We start from the raw sequence: 19530 nt of genomic DNA on the forward strand, positions 1-19530 counted from the left end.
CTATCGCCGGCTTAGGTCTTCATAAGCTATTTTCTGGTTATCCAAGTGCCCGGTAACAAAGCGGGTTCAACCTGAAATCAATCTGAAGCTCCTGAAATTAATTTGGCAATTTTAACCAAAAGCACGCGCCGCCCAGTTTTGTACTCTCACAAAGTGCAATCTCAATTGAGTTCCGTTTGCATAAAGATTGCACAATGGAGAGACCTAACCCCGCGCCCGTCGATGATTGCCCTGGCATGCGGAAGAACCGTTCAAATACTTTCTCACAGTACTCTGCTGGAATTCCCGGTCCGCTGTCTTCGACCGTAAGGGTGATGCCGTTATCATGTTCTTCAACGGAAATCAGAACCTCGCCTTGCGCAGGTGTGTACCGAATAGCGTTTGCAATAAGGTTGCTCAACACAGTGTTTAAGTCCTCAGAATCTACAGGAGCATTGACCGCCACCGATTGGAGTAGCTGTAATTCAACATGCTTTTCCTGAGCAGAGTGTGCCTGTTGAGCTAATGCTTCCTGCAATACTGGGAGCAAATTGTGACGTGATGGTTCCCTCTGGTGCTCTTGTCCTGCCCGTGCATGTTCCAGCAGTTTCGCTGCCAGATGGGTTGCCCGGTCTACGCCTTCAATTATGTTGGCAAAACGGACTTTTGTAGCATCATCCAGTTTGTCTGTTTCAATCACCTGACATTGAGCCTTCACAACCGTCAAAGGCGTACGAAGTTCATGTGCCGCGTCATCAATGAACCTTTGTTCTCGTTCCAAATAAGCAGCTATACGATCAAACAGAGTGTTGAGGGATCCGATAATTGGGGCGAGTTCATCTGGCTGATTTTCGGTGCTCAGCTTGCCCAGACGCTCTGGTTCTTGCGAGGCGAGTGTTTCAGAAAGGGTTGTGAGGGGACGCAATCCGCTTCTGACGATGTAGACAGTCGCGGCAATGGAAAAGAGAAGGACCAGTGCAAGTGGAATGGAAACAGTCAAAACCGTTTGCTCAAGCAATTCAGTTGCCTCTTCAACAACCACGCCTACGATGTATTCCTGATCTTTTTTGTCGCCTGGAAATAACCAGATTACCCAATTTTCGCCTTTGGCTTGAACTTCTTGTGCCCCGAGTTTCAAGCTTTGAGGGAGCTGGATACTGTTGTCTGACTGGTAGACCGTATCTCCATTCACATTGCGGATGGCTATAAAATAATCACCGGCCTCATGATGCTCGTCTAACCATTCGGAAGATATCAGATCGCCCTGTAAATGAGCGATCGCACTAGCAAGCTGAAAAGTTTGAGCATCAGTCGTTTCAATCAACTCTTCCTCAGTCAGATTGTAAACGATGAAAGAAAAAGCACCCCAAACAACAACCAGTAGAGGAAGGAGGAAAATCAGAATTCGCCGACGGATGGAGTTTAGCCTCATGCGCTTATTTCCTCATCCACGATGTAGCCAACACCTCGAATAGTCCGGATGAGGCGAGGGGTTGTTTTTCTGCGGATTTGAGAAACATACACTTCCAGCACATTGCTTTCCGCGTTTTCCTCCCATCCATAAAGCTTCTCCATGAGGTCTGTTTTGGAAACGACCCGTCCTCGGTGCTCCAACAAAATGGTTAGCAGGCGGAACGCAAGTGGCTGCAGAACAACCTCCTGTCCTTCATAAACAGCGCTTTGCTGATCTAGGTCCAGACTGAGAGCTCCATGCTGTAACACCATGCGTGTACGGCCACTGGCACGGCGGACAAGCGCACGGCAACGGGCAAGCAATTCATCCATATCGAAAGGCTTGGTCAGATAATCGTCAGCACCGAGGTTCAGGCCATCAATACGGTTCTTGGTCGTTTCACGTGCAGAAAGGATCAAAACAGGGGCATCTGCCTTGTCATTTCTCACGGATTTGAGGAGTTCAAGACCATCTTGACCAGGCAAACCAAGGTCGAGGATGACGAGATCAAAATTGCCGGCTCTCAATGCGTCTTCTGCAAGCAAACCATCATCAACCCAATCCACACGATATTCATGCCGTTCCAGAAATGCCTTGATCGCGTCCGCAATAAGCCGCTCGTCCTCAACCAGTAAAATACGCATAGGTTCCTTCCAGCACTTGAAGGCGCTTCTTCCATAAGTGCCAACACTCTCATGATTATGAGATACCTGAAAACTGAAATGTGCCTGAAGAAAGCAAGAAACTTAGCGTAATACCCACAAAACAAAGAGGAAGGATCGAGAGTGAGGGTGCATCCTTTGAGAAAGGATGCACGACAGGATCAAGTCGGCGCTGGAGCAATTGCACGCTCTCTGTCGCTTCTCTTAAAATAAAAGCGACCTCTCCGTGATGGAAAGGCCGCTAATTTTGAGATTTGAAGGAGTGGGAGGCTTATTCAGCCGGAACCTTGTCCTGTGTCTTTAATTCAAAATCAGATGCATCATGGCGCTCATGGAGCTGACCTTCTGGCTCACCCCATGCTTTGTTGACCATGCGGCCACGCTTAACTGCAGGACGCTCGCTAATGTCTTTAGCCCAGCGCACGAGGTTCTTGTAGGAGCCCACATCAAGGAACTCGGCAGCTGAATAGAGACCACCCAGCGCAAGATTGCCGTACCAAGGCCAAATTGCCATATCCGCAATGGAATATTCATCACCGGCAATAAAACGGTTGTTTTCGAGCTGGCGATCCAAAACATCAAGCTGGCGTTTTACTTCCATGGTGAAGCGCTCAATCGGGTATTCCATCTTGAACGGCGCGTAGGAGTAAAAGTGACCAAAGCCACCACCAAGGTAGGGAGCAGACCCTTGCAACCAGAACAGCCAGTTCAAAGCCTCAATGCGTTTTGCTGGATCTTTGGGGAGGAAATGCCCAAATTTTTCAGCAAGGTGCAACAGGATGGCGCCAGACTCAAACACGCGCACAGGGTTTCCTGAGGAGTGATCAAACAAGGCTGGAATTTTGGAGTTTGGATTTACAGCCACAAAGCCGGAGGAGAACTGATCTCCATCCCCAATTTTGATGAGGTGGGCATCATATTCAGCGCCCTTTTCGCCAAGAGCAAGCAACTCTTCCAGAAGGATTGTTACCTTTTGGCCGTTTGGCGTGGCAAGAGAATAAAGTTGCAGTGGGTGTTTGCCAACTGGCAGCTCGGAGTCATGAGTTGAACCGGAAACTGGACGATTGATCTTAGACCACTGGCCACCGTTTTCAGCGTCCCAGACCCAAATCTTTGGTGGAGTGTATTCTGTTGCTTCGGTCATTGTTTAACCCTTGAGTTCAATCAGTATCATAAAGGCGCTAATTGCGCTGAATTGCTATGGTCTGTCATCTTTTGCGCCGTTGAGAGGGCATGTTGTAAATTTTCTACTGGTGCGAGTAACTCGCATGATCCTCAGCAGCCCCTCTTCGCAAAGTGCTATAAGTTCACGAGTTGTATGTTGGCGTTCTGTTCAGATAATCAAGAGCTTCTGAGAGAAATGAAAGTGGAATTTTCCTTTCACTTCCGCAGCCTCAACCTTTTGAGCAATCCATTCTCAATGCCATTTGGTGGGCGCTTGTTAGGTTCTCTTAAAGTTTAGGAAATTGGAAATTTAGTTTAATTTGGAAAAATACTATTTGGAATTTCAGTCAAACCGGAATGTACATTCAGACCCCGCATCAAACCAGTGATTATAATTCGCTTCACAAAACTGGATGATCGATTTTTGTATGTATCGCGCAGGTATGAGTGCAATTTTCCTATAATAAACAAAGCTTCTTCAATTTGTGAGATCTGTAGAAAGTTGCACTCCTGAAAGTTTTTCATCTCACTTTGTGAACTTTAATTGTCGTGAATTGAAGTCCCTATGCTCCCCATGTTCCCCTTAAACCGTGGGGCGGATTGCCCTTGCATGTCCCCTGTTTTGGGCGGATTTGTCTTTCGGGAGCTGACTGATGGAATTTGCCCAACAAGCTTGCAAGAGCCTTTATCTGGCTTCCAACACCGGAGATAACGCCGGAGGGTTTGCCTTTGTCGTGAGCCAGATGTCAGCAGAACGGGCAGTTTTGCCCACTCACATATCGCTGAAGGATGCTTTGACTGATCAAGCCTATCGGGGATCGTTTATCTATTGCCCCGACACGCTGAATTTTGAGAGTAACCAGACTGAACAACAGGCGCTGGTGACGGGCTTACATACATACCTGAAGACCATGAATGTCGCGCGCGGTTTCATGTGGCTGCCAAAAGCATCAACACCGCTTCCTCAACCTCCAGAGGATCCCAATCAGCGCCCAGCGTTCTTTTCCATTAACACGGCTGGAACTGAAACCACCAGCAGTCTGTCTTATGTGCTTGTGAGCGAGCTGACCATCGAGTTCTATTCTGGCGCGTATATCCGTGTTTCGGATGATCAAGAAAGCCTCCAGATTTCGGAGGGAGCGATCCAGTTAGGTGGGTATCTAAGTCCCGATACAGGGTCTGTGAGTGACGGCGATATACGGTGTTCGGGTCCTGATCGCGGTACAATTGTGTTCAATGCAGATTTTGAGCGAGCCGCCCTTCGTGATCAGTGGAACTGGGGGTTTCAATGGGTGGCTGCCGATCCCAAATTGCAAGATGGAGTAAAAGGGCAACGCTTTGCTCTGGGATCCGGCAATATCGGCACGCGCGAACCGCTCCCCATGGAAGTTATCGTGGATGTGACGGACCCGCTGAACCTATACCCAACGCATAACAGCGAAAATCCTGAGAGATGCGCCTTCTATTTCCGAAGCCTAGAGCAAAATGGCATCGGGCCAACCGTAAACAGCTTCTATCGCACCACCTATGGTGCTCCCATCTCCCTAACTGCAGTTAGCAAAGGATCAACACTTGCAGATGCTCGGCCCGCTGCTTTGGTGCTATCGCCAAGCTTCGGGAGCTCAGCCGCCCAGCAAAGGTTTATCGCAAGTCCTATCGGAGATTTCCTCATATGTGCTCCAGCCCGGCAGGGAGAACAACAAGCACGCTTCATGTGCGGGTTAGGTGGAACAGAGTTTTTGCAGCTGCTTGACGTCTCCCAAAAGAACATAACCTCGGCGGCACGGCTTCGTTTTATCCAACGTCAGCCGGCTTTCGCTCCGGTGTTTCCTCTTCCGCGCTCGTCTCCAACAGGGCCTCCAGCCCCTAAAGGAGCACCTCTAAAAAGCACCTACCAAACATCCTACGTGCAAGTAATCCAGCCCCAATCGTCTGAGGGTGAGACAACCACGTTACCCTGTAGCTATGTTGCACAGCCTCGTGGCAGCGCACTGCATGGATATGATGATGATATCTGGCAGGAAAACAAATCTCTACTCGGGACGGTTAGCCCATCCTACACACTGCCTGCGATGGGGCAGGACAGTTTTCCGTTGTTTCCTTACAGCGGCAAGGACGAACAAACGGCCAGCTACTCGCAAAACGAGATCGCTCTGTTTGAAAAAAGCATAATCGCTCCCATCAGACGGCAAACCATAGCCAAGCTGACAAACTCACAGATCACAGATAGGGCCACAGAGAATGCCAGAGATAATACCAGCGCAGAAAAGACGACCTCGGGCCAAGGCTCAACCACTTTAACCACACCATCAGGCGTCATCGCCACTCTGGCGTCACCGGAAGATGCGCGGTCATGGCAGGCTGTGAAGCTTGCTCAAATCAAAACTCCGGAGAGCTCGGAGTTTTCATTCATCGACCCCTCTGCAAAGCTCATTGAGGCGTTTCAAACCAATCAGTTGTTTATGGTCGCGGCCAATGGAGACGAGCTTGGGCAGGCCGGAAAGACCTTTTTAAACACACTCAATATCGAGGAGTGGCAGATTGAAGCCGATGTCGGAAACTCTCCTGACTTTGGTGACTATGCGAACATTCTCATCATCAAGGGCATCCGGGGTCCACTCTATGACCCCAAAGGGGATGAGAAAGACAATCTGATCGCCAACCCGCAAAAATGGACGCAGAAAGAAACATTCTCTGCACCGACCACCGTCCAGGAGAGTACGCCCGACCAAACTCAATTACTGAATGTATCCACATGGTTGCAGGATTACTTTCAAGCAGCAGTTGATAATCCTGACGGCGAGTATCTGGCAAATTTCAATCAGGTTGCCGCTGATCCCAACTGGACGGGTGTGTTGATGCTACGCGCGCGTATCAAGTCACCTCCAGAGCAACTGGCAGGTATTGTTGCGGGAGTGAGAGATCAGAGCTTGTTTTATGCACACCACCTTGCCATCCGTATCAATCAGATAAAGGCGGACCAAAGTGGTGGAGAAATCTCCATCAAAAAACAGAGTTCGGTGTATGGGCTGATCTACTACGAAGACCCGGAGTTTATCGCGCCCAAAGGCAAAGACAGTCCGCAGCCGGTGGTCCCATCCATCGCGCGCACCTATGATTTTATCCTGCTGTCCCTCAAAGTTTTGTTTGAGAACACGGCAATCAAGAAGTTCTCTTCCTACGCGCAGCTCGCCATAGATAAAGTGTTTGATAGCGCCGTCATCAATGCTGAACCGATCTCGCCGTCAGGGCAGGCCTTACCATCAGGCTCTCAGTACAATTCGTTGATCATGACGGCGAGTTATCAAGATAACAACCATCACCCATCCTACACCATGGCGGCTCCAGAACCCTATGTGTTCACGGTAGAAAACAACGTCTTGCAACAGGTGGAGTTTTCCTCAGCTCAGATGAATACCATTACCAGTGGAGCGAAAAGCAAGCAGGAGGAGGGTGCAGAGCAAAGACCGCTCATCCGGTTTGGATTAGCGGGTTTTTTGAGTTTTGCAGTCCTCAAAGACAGCAATGGACAAGACATAGACCTCTTTTCCTTTGGGGGTGAAGCAGGCCAGACTTCAACGCGTATTGGGCTGAATTTCGCCAATCTAGGTCTGGAGATGACTTTCTCAAAGGATGACCCCTATGAGACCCAAAAGATTGTCTGGGACAGCGCCCAAATGAGCTTCAACATGAGCTCCAGCACTCTGCGTCCCGGCAGCTTGTTGGCAACGATGCCTCTGGAATTACAAAGCTACATGAGCTCAGCAACAGCGCGTGAGGCGCCCTCATCTCTGGGGTTCCTCAATGTAATCACCAACGTGCGCCAACAAGGTGTCTCAGAGGCGTGGAACGGATTGAAATTCAAAGTCAATTTGGGCACGGCAGGAGATCTGGCGGGAAAACTGGGGCTTAACGCCTATGTCTTGTTGGCATGGTCGCCTGACTCAAAGGGAAACATCTACAAATCCATGACTGGCATCCAAATGCCGGGGACCACAAACGGGGCATCGCTCATCAGTTTGCAAAACGTCCTGTCTATGTCCTATGGCCCCATCCAACTGCTGTATGCAGATAAGCCCACCACCAAAAGCCCGAGTTCCGCTGAACAAATCACGAGTGTCTCCCCGCAATCCATTCGAGCTGTGGAAGCGAATGAACCGAGCCCAACCAGCGATAAACAATACATGTTTGTGCTCAATGAGATTGCCATCAAATTCATGGGACTGGCAAAAATCCCTCCCAACGGAGCGACTTCGTTTTACTTGTTTGCAGAGAGCGACACGCAAGCCCAATCAGCTGACAATAGGACCGGCCTGGCTTGGTATGCCGCTTACAACAACGAACCAGAAGACAGCTAATTCCTCCCCATTTCCTGACGAAACAATGGTGCCTGAAGATGAACGAGCTCAGCCCGATTGAACCCACCGCGCGTGTTGCCCTGCCAAATGAGGAAAGCTTGACCACGCAGCTCTCAGATCTTCTGCAATCGTTCTCGTCAGCTGCGCAAAGCCTCAATTCCACAATCACAAACAGCGTGATTGCGCGGCTCACAGATCATCTTCGTGGCAAAAAACTGCGGTACTTCGCGTATCAGCAAAAGCAAGCGGGCAGCGTTGCCAACACGGTCAACCTCATTGCGCGGATGATCAAACTTGGCTTTCGCAATGATGTAGAGCTGATCTACAACAGCCAGCAAAATGGACTGCTACAGGAACTGGCAGAACTCCTGCCCGGGTTTGATCCTGCCACACGCGCACCCTACACATTGAATGGGGTGACCCTCACGTTCTTCGCCTATGAAGAAACAACAGTTGGGAGCACCACCCACCGCCAAGTGCCGGATTTATCGGGCCAGATGCCACTGTGCCTGTGTGGCGGAGGAGATATTCCCAACATCTCCTCTGCAAGCATCGCTTTGGCAACAAAGTGCGATTACTTCCTCCTTCTGCAACCCTATTTGTGGACCGCTGAAAACTGTGGCAAGACCGATGAAACTTGCGATGCTCATTCCAAGATAGTCCTTCCCGGTTTCAAACAGGAAATCAATCTGGATGATCAGCTCGCGCTTCAATCCTCTCAGTTTTCATATAGAGCCTTCACACAGGAGCTGAATCCCAAGCTAAACTGGACAGATCTGGCCATAGTCCCAAAGGTAGATCCTCAGGTCCTCAGCGCTGCGCACAACATCAGCAACGCACTGGCACAAGGGGCAAAAAGGGCTTTCGAGTTCTTTCCCGTCTATGGTCTTTCCACCTCACCAAGGGACAAGCGGGCAATCGTGGGGAGCGCAGATGGCATCGCATTTGAGCTGATAGCTGCTGCAACGCTCCTGCAAAGACAAACGGGCTTCACAGAAAAACCTGTCGTGATTGCTCTGTTGGATGAGATCACATCCTCCCTCTGGCAAACCTTGCAGAGTTACTTCCCCAAACAAACCGCTGCTGGAACGTCATCGAACGGATCTGAGCAGATTGAAGACCAGCTCACCCAGAACATTAATGCTTACTGCCAAAGCCAGCAACTCTTTCAGAATTCCTCGGGTTCAGGAACCGGCATCTATCTCAACAAAGATGTTTCCGGCTCAGAGGGAGCGGCTTTTCTCAGCAAACTGCAAACGGGAAGTACGGTTGTCGTCACGCTCCCGAACTTGCCGCCGCAGGTCTTTGCGCATCTCTATCAATCTGCAACCCTGCCAAGTGTGTTGGAAGGGCTCCAGAACGATAATCTTGCCGTTAATCTGGGCAAGCCGTTTTTCAAATTGGGTAGTTTTTCAACCAATCCCTATCCAAGTGCTTACGGAAACGGAACCGGTAAAACATCCAGCAGCACAACGGCTGTTACCGCTAGGCTTTTCGATATTTCCAAGAACCAAATCGCGTTGGGAACCTCCTCGTTTTTAAGAGGCTACCAACGAACAATGCCCCCAAATCAACTAACAAAAACCATCGCAGAAATAACGAGTGAGTTTCGAAATGGCCATGGTGACTATTTTGAGTATTACGATGGCCTAAAGCGATTCTATACATCACCTATCAACGATAAGTTATTGCAAGCATTGGGGTTTATCTCTGCACGGTTTGCGTTGATATCTATAGAAAATAACATCTTCGCAGACCTGCCGAAGTTTTATGCAGAGCTAGAGGTCAACAACAAAAATGGTGTTTTATCCTTGATGCCACAGGTGCTGAAGGACGGGCCATTCCACACTTTCCTACGCACGGTTTTAAACACCAATAGCTTCACAATTGGGGCTACCAAAAATAACGTGAAGATATCCCGTAGTCCTGCTCAGTCTGCCAAAATTGATCAGGTTATAATCGACGGAACGACAACTGACTTCCTTGGAGTACCGCTTGATATAACACTGACAGTCACCAATACGAGCCCAGCTGCCTCACAGCAAAAGGACAGTGACTACACGGTTCATTTGGATCTGAAACTCGGTAAGGTCTCATTACCCGGTGTCGAATGGTTTTCACTGGAAGACACAAACCTATCTGCCGTTTTTTCAAGCACAGGTGCACGCTTGACGGGGGACCTGGGAACCACACTTAGTCTTGGAGATGCGCCTTTCTCCTTCCATATGGATTACCCGAGTTCTGCCAATGGAAAAATGGTGGTACAGGGACAGTTTGGCGATCATTCCCCCTCCCTCAATAGCGTATTCACGCTCATTGGCGGCATGAATTTCATCAACAGCTTCCCGCCGCAGGTATCCAGCGTGCAGGACCTCACCATAGAGGCCCTGCGCTTTAGTTATGACTTTGAAAGCAAGGCAATCGACAGCTTTCAGGTCTCTTTGAAAGACAGCAAGAAATGGCCCTTACTCGGAGATATCAGCCTTGAGGATCTCTCCTTCGATATCACCGGAGTAGAGCCGACAGGGTCACGGGAAATAAGCTGGGTTGCAACGACAGACGTCAAGGTGGGCAGCGCGCCCGACCCCGCCCAAGTCAACGTTTCTGTCAGCTACCCACAGACCACTGTAACTGCAACACAAGACCAAAATGCGCCGGATTTGTCAGTCTCTGATTTTGTAAATTCATTTTTGCCAAGCAGTTACAAGCTGGATGTCGATGCAGATATTGCAAACCTGTCTTTAGAACTCTCTCCAAGCAAAGGCCAAAGTAGCCAAACATATGCGGTTAAAGCCGGTGTCAATCTGGACAACTGGAAGATCACTCTAGCACCAGCAGAGTTTAAGCTCACAAACATCTACATTGAGGCACAAGGGGCAGGGACCGCCGCTGTTGGCTCAATCAGTGCCGCGACCATCCTTTTTGACGGAGTATCGGGTGTCGAACCCGTCCCTGTCAAAGTCACAGCCACGTTTAATAGCAAAACGGATCTCTGGACGTTTGTTGGCGAGCAAGGTGATGTTCCGATCAATCTCAAAGATATTATTGTTGCCTATGTCGGGAGCAATTGGTGGAACAAAGACCTACCGAATTTCGACCTCTCTGACCTTTATGTGAGCTTCTCAACCGGCAGTGGAGCATCCCCAAAGAATGAGACGTCAAAAACCGGAGGGGCTGCATCCAGTTATGAAGTTGGCGGAACGGTCACGCTTTCAGGTGAAATAACAAAGTGGTTCGAGTTTGAAACAGCCGTCACAGCCAGATTTGGAAACACCGGCGGCAGCGAGCTTTGGTTATCCGGCAGCAAAGCGCAGATCCCCATACTGGATGAGAATGACGAAATCTTTTTCCTTGAGCCAAACAAATCACTCATAGCTCAGGAGACCACCAGTTCCGGCGGAAAATACGGGATGATCTCCGCTGATGTTATTTGGAACAACATCGAGCTCCTGCTGTTTTTTGACTATGCCCCAACCTATCAATCCTACGGCTTTAAATGGGGGCCTTTGACCGCCAAAATCGACAGCGAAAAGAAAACGGCGATCCTAACCTTTACTGATACGACCACACTCGGCTCAATGGTTGAAACCTTCATTTCTTGGATGACAGGATCAAAGTTTGGTTTGGCCGCGCCTTGGGACCTTCTAAACTCAGTTAAGCTTTCTGGTTTCGATATGCTCTGGGATTTTGGCGAGGATTCAGTCAGCTTCACAGTCCCGATTGGCCCGGTTGATCTGGGCATCGCATCTGTAAAAGGGGTCACGCTCACCTATAAAAGCAAGGGTAAAGGCAAAGGTGTGCATGTTGAATTAGACGGCAACTTCCCTTGGCTGGATTTTGCCGCTGAAAGTGCGAAAACCCCAAGCTGGCGCGCTGATAAACCGTCAACAACACCGAGCCCGGGCGGGGCGGGCAATAAGTATCTTGATTTGCGCTTGCTCGCAGCGGGTCAGCACGTCGCAGTTAAAGGATTGCAAGAGGTCACGTCTGTTCAGGACGCGATCGACAAGCTCGCAGATCTGAAAGAACCATCTCCAGATAAGGTCCCGCAAATCGGTTTTGATGGCACCAACAACTGGTTGTTTGGAACCGATTTTGGGGTCCTGCGCATAGACTCCGGCAAAAAGAAGGGACAAGAGCACCAGGTCGAAGGAACGCAAAACGGCCCTAAATATACATTCACCATGCAAGTGGTGTTCACAGATCCAACGCTTTACGCTCTGCGCATAGCCTGTGCTGGTGAATCTGCGAAGATATTTGATGGGCTGGATTTCCAGATCATTTATCGCAAAATATCCCAGGGACTAGGCGAGTTCTCTGCGTCCATTCAGCTCCCCCTGATAATGCGCCGGATTGATGTGGGCGCGGTGACCATAACACTGCCAACATTCGGCATTGATATCTACACAAACGGAGATTTCCAGATTGATGTTGGCTTCCCATGGCACAACAACTTCTCTCACTCATTTTCTGTCGAGGCAATCATACCCCCCGGTATCCCGGTAAAGGGCGGAGGAGGGTTTTACTTTGGGAAGCTGCCTGCCGCCGCTGTTCCCGCCCTTCCGAAAGCGACCAACGGCTTCTTTAACCCCAACCTTGTGTTTGGCTTTGGCGCGCAACTTGGCTTGGGTAAGTCCTTTGAAATGGGGATATTGAAAGCTGGTTTCAGTTTGACAGCCTTTGGCATCTTGCAAGGTATTATTGCCAAATGGAATCCTTATGAGGCAACAAACACTGGCGGCGGTGATGCACTGTCGTTGCAAGGGCAGTATTTCTTTTCCCTAACAGGCACATTCGGCATCATTGGCAAACTGTATGGCTCAATCGATTTCGCGATTGTCAAAGCATCGGTCAACATCAGGATAGAGGTCAGCGCACAAATTGAGCTGACCTCCTATGAGCCAATACCGCTGACCATATCTGCAAAGGTCGATGTGAATGCATCCGCCAAAATCAACCTCGGTCTGTTCTCGATCAAAATCAGCTTTAGCTTTTCCGCCCATGTGCACACCACCTTCACACTAGGGGCGTTGCAAAACCCCAATGATGCGCCTTGGGTTACGGATGGTAATGCGAAAAAAGGCCGACTGGCAGCCCCAGCAGCAGAGCGTTTGGGTGCCTATAGCCGTATGCCTATGCTGTCTTACGCCTCTGAAGCTGTTCCACTTATCCTGGACTGGTCAAACCTGGAAGCTGCCAGTGACCCAAGTCAGAACAAGCTGGAGGTCCATCTGGGTTACGGCTTAACGCTGGCCAAAGATGAAAACTGGAATGCCTCAGCTGGTGCGCGGCCACAGCAATTCCCGTGTTATGTCGCAAACATGTTCATCACTGCGCCAGCGCCCACAAAGCCTGATGATACGGGGCTGGAGGAAAAAGCAGCAGGCACATCGATCGATACGCCGTTTGAAGCTCTTGCAAAAATGGTCGCGCGTTGGGTCGTTGCCGCCACTCTGGGCAACAAGGTCTCATATGAAGAGGTGAACAGCCATGTTATCAGCGCCAACGATATTAACCTGTTGCTGGATGAGTTAAGCGCGCAGGAGAAGAGCTCCGCCCAGTTGTCGCCGGACCAGATTACGACGTTCCTAAAGCAACAATTCCAGTTGGATGTCGGGCTTCCGTCAAGATCAGGGGAAGCGCAGGCCACATATTTCCCAATGCCGCCAATGCTGAATATAGCAGCGGCACAGGGAACTCAGGCGGCTGACCTAAGCTATAATTTCGTTGATTATAACAGGATCAGCGATACCTATCTAAGCGATTTATCCAATTATTTCGATGAGTTAAGCGTGCAAGTTGAGAAAGAAAGTAAAGAGTCTCAGGCAGAACTTAAAGCCGCTAATCCAGAACTGTCCATCGCCTCCTTTATCTATCAGAATTACTTCCTCTTGCTGATGAAACAGATGTTACAAAACATGCTCAGCGGCCTAAGGGATTTCAATTACCCTATCGTTGCCAGTGAAACACCGCTGGATGTGGTGAAGTGGGTCAACAGTACCGTCACGTTAGATCCCTCGGAGCAGGTCACGCTCACCGATGTGTTTAAGGCCAATGACAGGCATCCTCTCATCAGTGGTGTTGCAGTCACCATTCCCTTTGCACCAATAGTGCTTGCAGCGAACGACACACTATCCGGGCTTGCGAGTAACAACCTCTACAAAGCCACCGTTTCGCTCCAAGACCTGATGGAAGTCAACAAGAACACCGCCGGCCTGTTATTGGGCGGGGCCATCATCACCTATAGCCCAGCGGGCGGCTCTCCCGTAAAGCATGTTGTGTCGGGGGGGCAAACACTAAGCGTCATCGCCAGCGCTCTTAAAACGACTGTCGAAAGGCTTGCAACAAGCAGCACAATACCGAGCCTCACAGGTCTGTTGGTCGTGGGGGCTACTCTGCAAATGCCCGCTTTTATGCATGGTGTAAGCGAGGGTGAAACACTGTCTTCTGTCGCACAGACCTATGAAATTGAGCTGGATGATCTGGCAATTGACGCCAATGGAAATGTACAAGGCCTGTTTTCTGCAAGTGCCAACAAATATCTGAATTTGGTTTATCTGCCCCAGTTTCCGGTGGGCGAACTCATCAATGAAGTGCAACGCACCGGTGGCATCACCCATCTGTCTGGCATGGCATCACGCTACTACTTCCATGGCATGCGGTTGCCAACCGAGGGCATAACTCCACTTGCTGATGGTATGTGGGTTGAGAAAGAGCCCGCAGGCAACCTCATGCTGCCAGAAAATGCAGGGCTCTTTGCATTATCCGGCCAGCAAATACCTATCCCCACTGCGCTGGATTCTGATTTTTCGATTACACTCAGCAAACCGCAGGACACAGCTTGGATATTGTTCGGCCATGATCAAAATAAATTGGTCTATACGATTGAAAGCCCAACGGATGATGTTCCCGCAGGCCCGGAATACCAACGTATTGCAGCGCTCATAACCTATGGAGAAAAGGGCTACTTGCCGGCAGGACCAGAGCAGGTCTGCCTGCTTGCCAAACTGGAACAACAACCCACTAGTTTTCCAATACCTAACTTCATAAAATGGCAAAGCGCAGAGTCCATATATTTCCCTGATAAGACAGAGGCTCCCACCCAGTATTTGCGGTTGTGGCCGCTACCCGGCGCTCTGACAGCGCTTGGGGGAAGCTATGCACCCGGCAGCAACATCTTGCCGCCACAGCTGATCCTTGAGCAGGTCACGATGGATGAAGCATCAGGTAAAGCAGTCAAAACGCCCGTAACCGCATATGGCTGGACATCCACCGTCGAGTTCACCATCAAAAAACTACCTCAGCAGCAAGCGACAGCACCTGCGGGAGCTATCAAAACCACCTATGAAATCAGCGGTGTAAGTGCTGCCAACATTTTGGTGTTAGAGCGCTTGGTGCAAAACCTACCCCCAGAGCACACGTTTGCCTCTGTAACGCTTGGTTATAACACGGGCTCCGATAGCAGCGGTCTTCAGTTTGTCGGGCAGGGCGGCGCAGAGGTAACTTTCGGCATATCGCAAACCAACCTGTCCACCATCACAAAACCTCCCACAGAGATGCTGTTTCTTGACCAAACCAGGCAGGAAAGCACAGGCCCGACACTCCTGAACAAACCTATGGATTTTGTCCAACTGCTGTGGGAAGCGGCAATCACCAATGCAGGAGGCTTCTACCTCTATTACACCGCCGATGAGGGAGCGACAGGCCTACCAGCAGCTATCTTCAACACTAAAGGTGAGGCCACTCTCTCACTGGTGATCATCCATGAAGATAAAGATCAGGTGTTCCCATATGTAAACGGCCTTGCCACAGTTCAGCGTATGGCTGGATCTGGGTCTGTGTTGACTGCCGTCGCAAAAGGAGAGCTGATAGAGCACACTACAAGTGTTGGGGAGACCCTGTCTGGCATCGCGGCCCAATACACGTCAAATCTCAATTCCCTCATCGCAAACAGTGTCGTGATTGCCGAGAATGGAACGCAGGCAAGTGATCTTCAGCTGACGGCTGGCGTAACGATCAACATTGCGCAAGGCACTTATAGGGTGCCAAAGGGAACAAGTGCGCCGGGGGCTTCCTTTGCCAGCATTGCCTTGCGGTTTGGCATAGAGCCTGAGGCGCTCAAAACCCAAAATCCACGGATTGAAGGGGATGTTGTTCCCGCAGGGTATCCGCTCGTATTGCCTGTGATCTTGCTTGTTATTGGCGCAAAAGCTGCCAGCAACGCGATTAAAGCACTGCGCTCACTCTCAGATATTGCTCAGTATTATGGAACGGAACCAATCGTTCTTGCAGCTTATAATGCGGATGTGGCAGGCCTTGTCGCAAATGGTGAAAAGCTAAAACTCCGCAGTGGCCCGCTCTCCTTACAACCGGGAGAACACTCTGGTGTGCAGGCGTTGTATGCCCTCCGCAGTGCTCTGCCAGAAGTGCCTATGAGCGGAACCGATCCTGATTACGCAAAGGATTTATTGCTCAATAACTTCAGCCTTCTTGCGTATTCCATCAGCGATAATCAGGATTTTCGCGCCAGCAAAATGGGTTTGCCGATTGGAGCGAGTGGGAAATCAACATCACCAAACGATGGCAAACTGAGATTTGTACAGGATCCTGAACCCGATGAAGCGCAAATCTATCAAGGCGCGATCTCTTATCTCAGCCTCACAAAACCCGATCAGTTAACATCAGGTGAGGAGCAAAACCCCTACAGCGCCAACGGAATGCTGTTGCAAACGCAACTGAGCTGGAACGACTATTACGGCAATACCACCCTGACCAAGCTGGAGGATCAGAGCAGTCCGATCGAGCAAGCTAACGATAAGCCTGCGTTGCAAGGCTATACGGATCAAATTATCCCGCTCTCTCAATGGCCTTCAACCTCATCAGGCTGGACCGTTCAATCTGGCAGTGGACTGCAAGGGGCGGGTGCAGTCGATGCTGCTTTTACAAACTTCAGCATCGTCATTGAATTCAGCTTTGATGATGAACCCTTTATCCCGCAGCAGGGGCAAAATCCGGTCATAGCGCAGCAAAGAGCACGTTCGGCATTGGTGGTGGTGCAGGACATGCTTGCGCAGTTCAATGATCCCAACGGGTTTACAATTGAGGTGCGTTCCACGCTTGTTGCGCAGGTCCGCAGATTAAGCGAGACGGAGTTTGGTCAACTCGTGAGTTGGTGGGGTGAAATAAGTGAGTTCCTGATCCGGCAAAGTGAACCCACTGAAGCGAGAGATTACAGGGACAAAGGCAGCATTGCCGCGTTCACTCTTTATGTAACGGAAGAGCTGGGCAAGCTCAGTAGCGATCAAGTGATTGAGCTCTCAACTCAACTGGTTTTCACCCGCACCAATGGCATTGCAGTGGGTGACTACGCGGCTGTCCCGTCCACGCGCTCTGTCACCAACACAATCGGCGTCAAAACGTCAACGGGCAGCACATCTAAGCCGTCGGGTTCAAACCCGAATGTCTTGGCGGACTTTGCACAAAACATAGAGAACGCGATTGTTGGGCCTGATTACAGGATGATTGTCGCGTCCGGGACCAATAGGTATGCACCATCTGTTGGCACCGCTCCCACAGCCACATGGGGAGTGCATATTGGTGAGAAGTCAGGCACTGCAATCTCGTTCAAAATCAATGATAAAAGCAACCCTGAGATCTATGCACCACTGCCAGTCAGCAACACGTTAATCTCGCGTACAGTGCCGATTCAACCCTACACGGTATTGGATGATTTTGATCCGGCCACATGCCTTTTCACCAAGCCCGCTGTTCCAAGTACGTTCTCAAACGTGGAAATGGATGTATGGCTCAAACAATTTTTCGGTTTCTTCGATACCCTGTTGTCACCGCAATATTCCTCCTCAATCCTCTTTGTTGATGCGCTGGCAACAAACAAGCCCCAAGGCATAACAAGCTATTTAGAGGCTTTGACAGAGCTAAAGAAAAGCCTTGCTGACGTGACCTCAAAAATGCTTTCGCCGGTTTACCAAGGGCAGGCGAGCACAAGGCTGACATCAGTTCGCGAAACCTTCAAACAAACTCTGCTGGATGAACTCTCCAACCTTTATGTAACGCAAGCCGCACTCTCATTTGGCGCGCAGGTATGGGCGGATATTCCAACACGGGACGGTGAGGATGTGGCGCAGCTCTATGGCAACGTGACCATGCATCCGGTTAGGTCAAAAACCACTCAAACAACAAAGGACCTGTCGAGCCTGATCACCTTAACATCAGCCAAGGTCACGCTGGATAATGGTGATGATCAACCGCTCAATTTCCTTCTGCAAGCGCCTGAAAAACTGGGGGAGGACACTGATCTCGTTTCGCTTGACCTGACTTATAAAGTTGCTGCCATCGAGCATCAAATCAGTGCTGTGCCGGGCATTGCAAACTACAAAGCGTCCAGTTGGCTGTCCCCGATTAAAACCGCCAATAGTCCATACCTTGAAGCATCCTTAGGTCAGTTTTGTGTGCCAATTTTGCTGCGTAAGTTCCCGGAAACGCCGCGCATGGTGCAGCAAAATGGCGTCGCTGCCTATCCAAATGCACAGCAGCTCTCAAAGATCACACGGTGGGACTACGACTATACCTATGGTCTTGATTTTCACTATGAGCAAGACAAAGCTTTTGGGGAAGTACACTACAATCTCAAGGACACCTCTAAAGGAGAATTGGCCGGTTTTGCTGATGCGTTCCAGCCTCTGGCGCAATTCATCTCAGTCCAACATGATCTTTCAAAGATCATAGGTCAGTATGTTCCTGTCATCAGCGCTGGCAATAAAGGTGAGGTTGCAATTACTAATGCCTCAAGTGTACTATCGGTGTTTGTTAAACTAACACAAGATATAGCAACCGCTGCGTCAGCCAGCAATGGAGTCAGGGTCTTTGCCTCTGCAATGACAAAAACCGGTATTGAGCCCTACCAGTTTTATGTCACAGAAGAGCGCCAGATAATTACTGATGATACGCCGGAAGATAACCATCGCTGGATCGTAAAATTGGTTTCCAGCAGTGGTGTTGCACCAATAGGCCTTTCACAAAATCCACGTGTCGAGATTTCAGGTTGGACCAGCCATTTGAGCACCAAGGACAGTGATTTAATAAGCAAAGGCATTTACGTTTATTATTACACTCAGAAAACCGGTAAAAATCAGATCTACCTCACGCAACAAGTTGCTCAATCTCTCAGCAATCGACAGGTTGTCTTGCCCGGTATGCAGGTGCTTGCGCGGCAGGATGCCATGTCATCCATGTATCTGGTGCGCAATGAAGATATTGGCGGGCAGATCAACGAGGGCTTTGTGTTTAGGACGCCAACAGCAACCTTCAAAAACCCTTATCACCCAACTTTGAGCAGTCAGAAAACGCTCAACATCGCCTGTTTAAACAACCCAACGGGCGAGCCGTTCAAGCACACACTACAAGAGCATTTGAACCATCTCTTCATCGCGTTGTTTGAAGGGGAATATACGGGCGACGTCACCCTTCAGCTCAACATTGGCTATGATTACCACCTCTGCGAAGGCCTGACAGATGCCTCCATTGACCTTCCCATAGCGCTTCTGCCACCGACGCAAATCACTATCGAGGAAAGCGGTAAACCTGCTGGAGATATCATCGCATCGCTGGCAGGTTCGATCACCAAATGGGCATCCCAACATAAGCCGTCCAGACACAAAGCAGAACTACGCTTTGCCATGAACATAATGTCCAACCTGACAGAGAACCCCATGCCCTTGCTCAGTCTTGAGAATATAATACTGATGATTGACGATATTTCGCCTCCACTGGCATCTCTGGAAGGTGAACCCGCGATTACTTAGGAATGCTGAAATCCACCGGGATAAAGCCGGTTAGAACAAATTATCTTGAATCCAGTGAAGGGAGTTCTGTTGAGTTAGCGCTCCAACAACGA

General features: G+C 49.9%; 5 protein-coding genes. 2 read left to right on the forward strand and 3 right to left on the reverse strand.

Features of this window, described 5'->3' with window-relative positions; translation table 11 throughout:
• Positions 1 to 97: 97 nt before the first annotated feature.
• From BLS62_RS10635 to yghU, 3 genes are all read right to left on the reverse strand, one after another.
• Positions 98 to 1411, reverse strand: a complete 1314-nt coding sequence (locus BLS62_RS10635) for an ATP-binding protein (RefSeq protein WP_093180359.1) — start codon at positions 1409 to 1411, stop codon at positions 98 to 100.
• Positions 1408 to 2076: a response regulator transcription factor gene (locus tag BLS62_RS10640; protein ID WP_093180361.1), complete on the reverse strand. Its 669-nt coding sequence runs from the start codon at positions 2074 to 2076 to the stop codon at positions 1408 to 1410. The genes BLS62_RS10635 and BLS62_RS10640 overlap by 4 nt, the downstream gene beginning before the upstream one ends.
• Before the next feature lie 289 nt (positions 2077 to 2365).
• Entirely contained in the window at positions 2366 to 3238 is an 873-nt protein-coding gene (yghU, locus tag BLS62_RS10645; protein ID WP_093180363.1) for a glutathione-dependent disulfide-bond oxidoreductase, read from the reverse strand.
• A gap of 673 nt (positions 3239 to 3911) precedes the next feature.
• Here yghU and BLS62_RS10650 point away from each other — a divergent pair.
• Both BLS62_RS10650 and BLS62_RS10655 read left to right on the forward strand, forming a co-directional pair.
• Positions 3912 to 7616, forward strand: a complete 3705-nt coding sequence (locus tag BLS62_RS10650; RefSeq protein WP_093180365.1) for a hypothetical protein — start codon at positions 3912 to 3914, stop codon at positions 7614 to 7616.
• Positions 7617 to 7654: 38 nt separating this feature from the next.
• Complete coding sequence (locus BLS62_RS10655) at positions 7655 to 19438, forward strand: LysM peptidoglycan-binding domain-containing protein (RefSeq protein ID WP_093180367.1); 11784 nt, start codon at positions 7655 to 7657, stop codon at positions 19436 to 19438.
• The last annotated feature ends 92 nt before the right edge of the window (positions 19439 to 19530 follow it).

It is taken from the genome of Pseudovibrio sp. Tun.PSC04-5.I4 (assembly GCF_900104145.1).
In the GTDB taxonomy this organism is placed as follows: Bacteria; Pseudomonadota; Alphaproteobacteria; order Rhizobiales; family Stappiaceae; genus Pseudovibrio.

Coding starts and splice junctions, on each gene's coding strand:
- BLS62_RS10655 (WP_093180367.1), top strand. CDS start 7,655: ATGAACGAGCTCAGCCCGATTGAACCCACCGCGCGTGTTGCCCTGCCA.
- yghU (WP_093180363.1), bottom strand. CDS start 3,238: ATGACCGAAGCAACAGAATACACTCCACCAAAGATTTGGGTCTGGGAC.
- BLS62_RS10640 (WP_093180361.1), bottom strand. CDS start 2,076: ATGCGTATTTTACTGGTTGAGGACGAGCGGCTTATTGCGGACGCGATC.
- BLS62_RS10650 (WP_093180365.1), top strand. CDS start 3,912: ATGGAATTTGCCCAACAAGCTTGCAAGAGCCTTTATCTGGCTTCCAAC.
- BLS62_RS10635 (WP_093180359.1), bottom strand. CDS start 1,411: ATGAGGCTAAACTCCATCCGTCGGCGAATTCTGATTTTCCTCCTTCCT.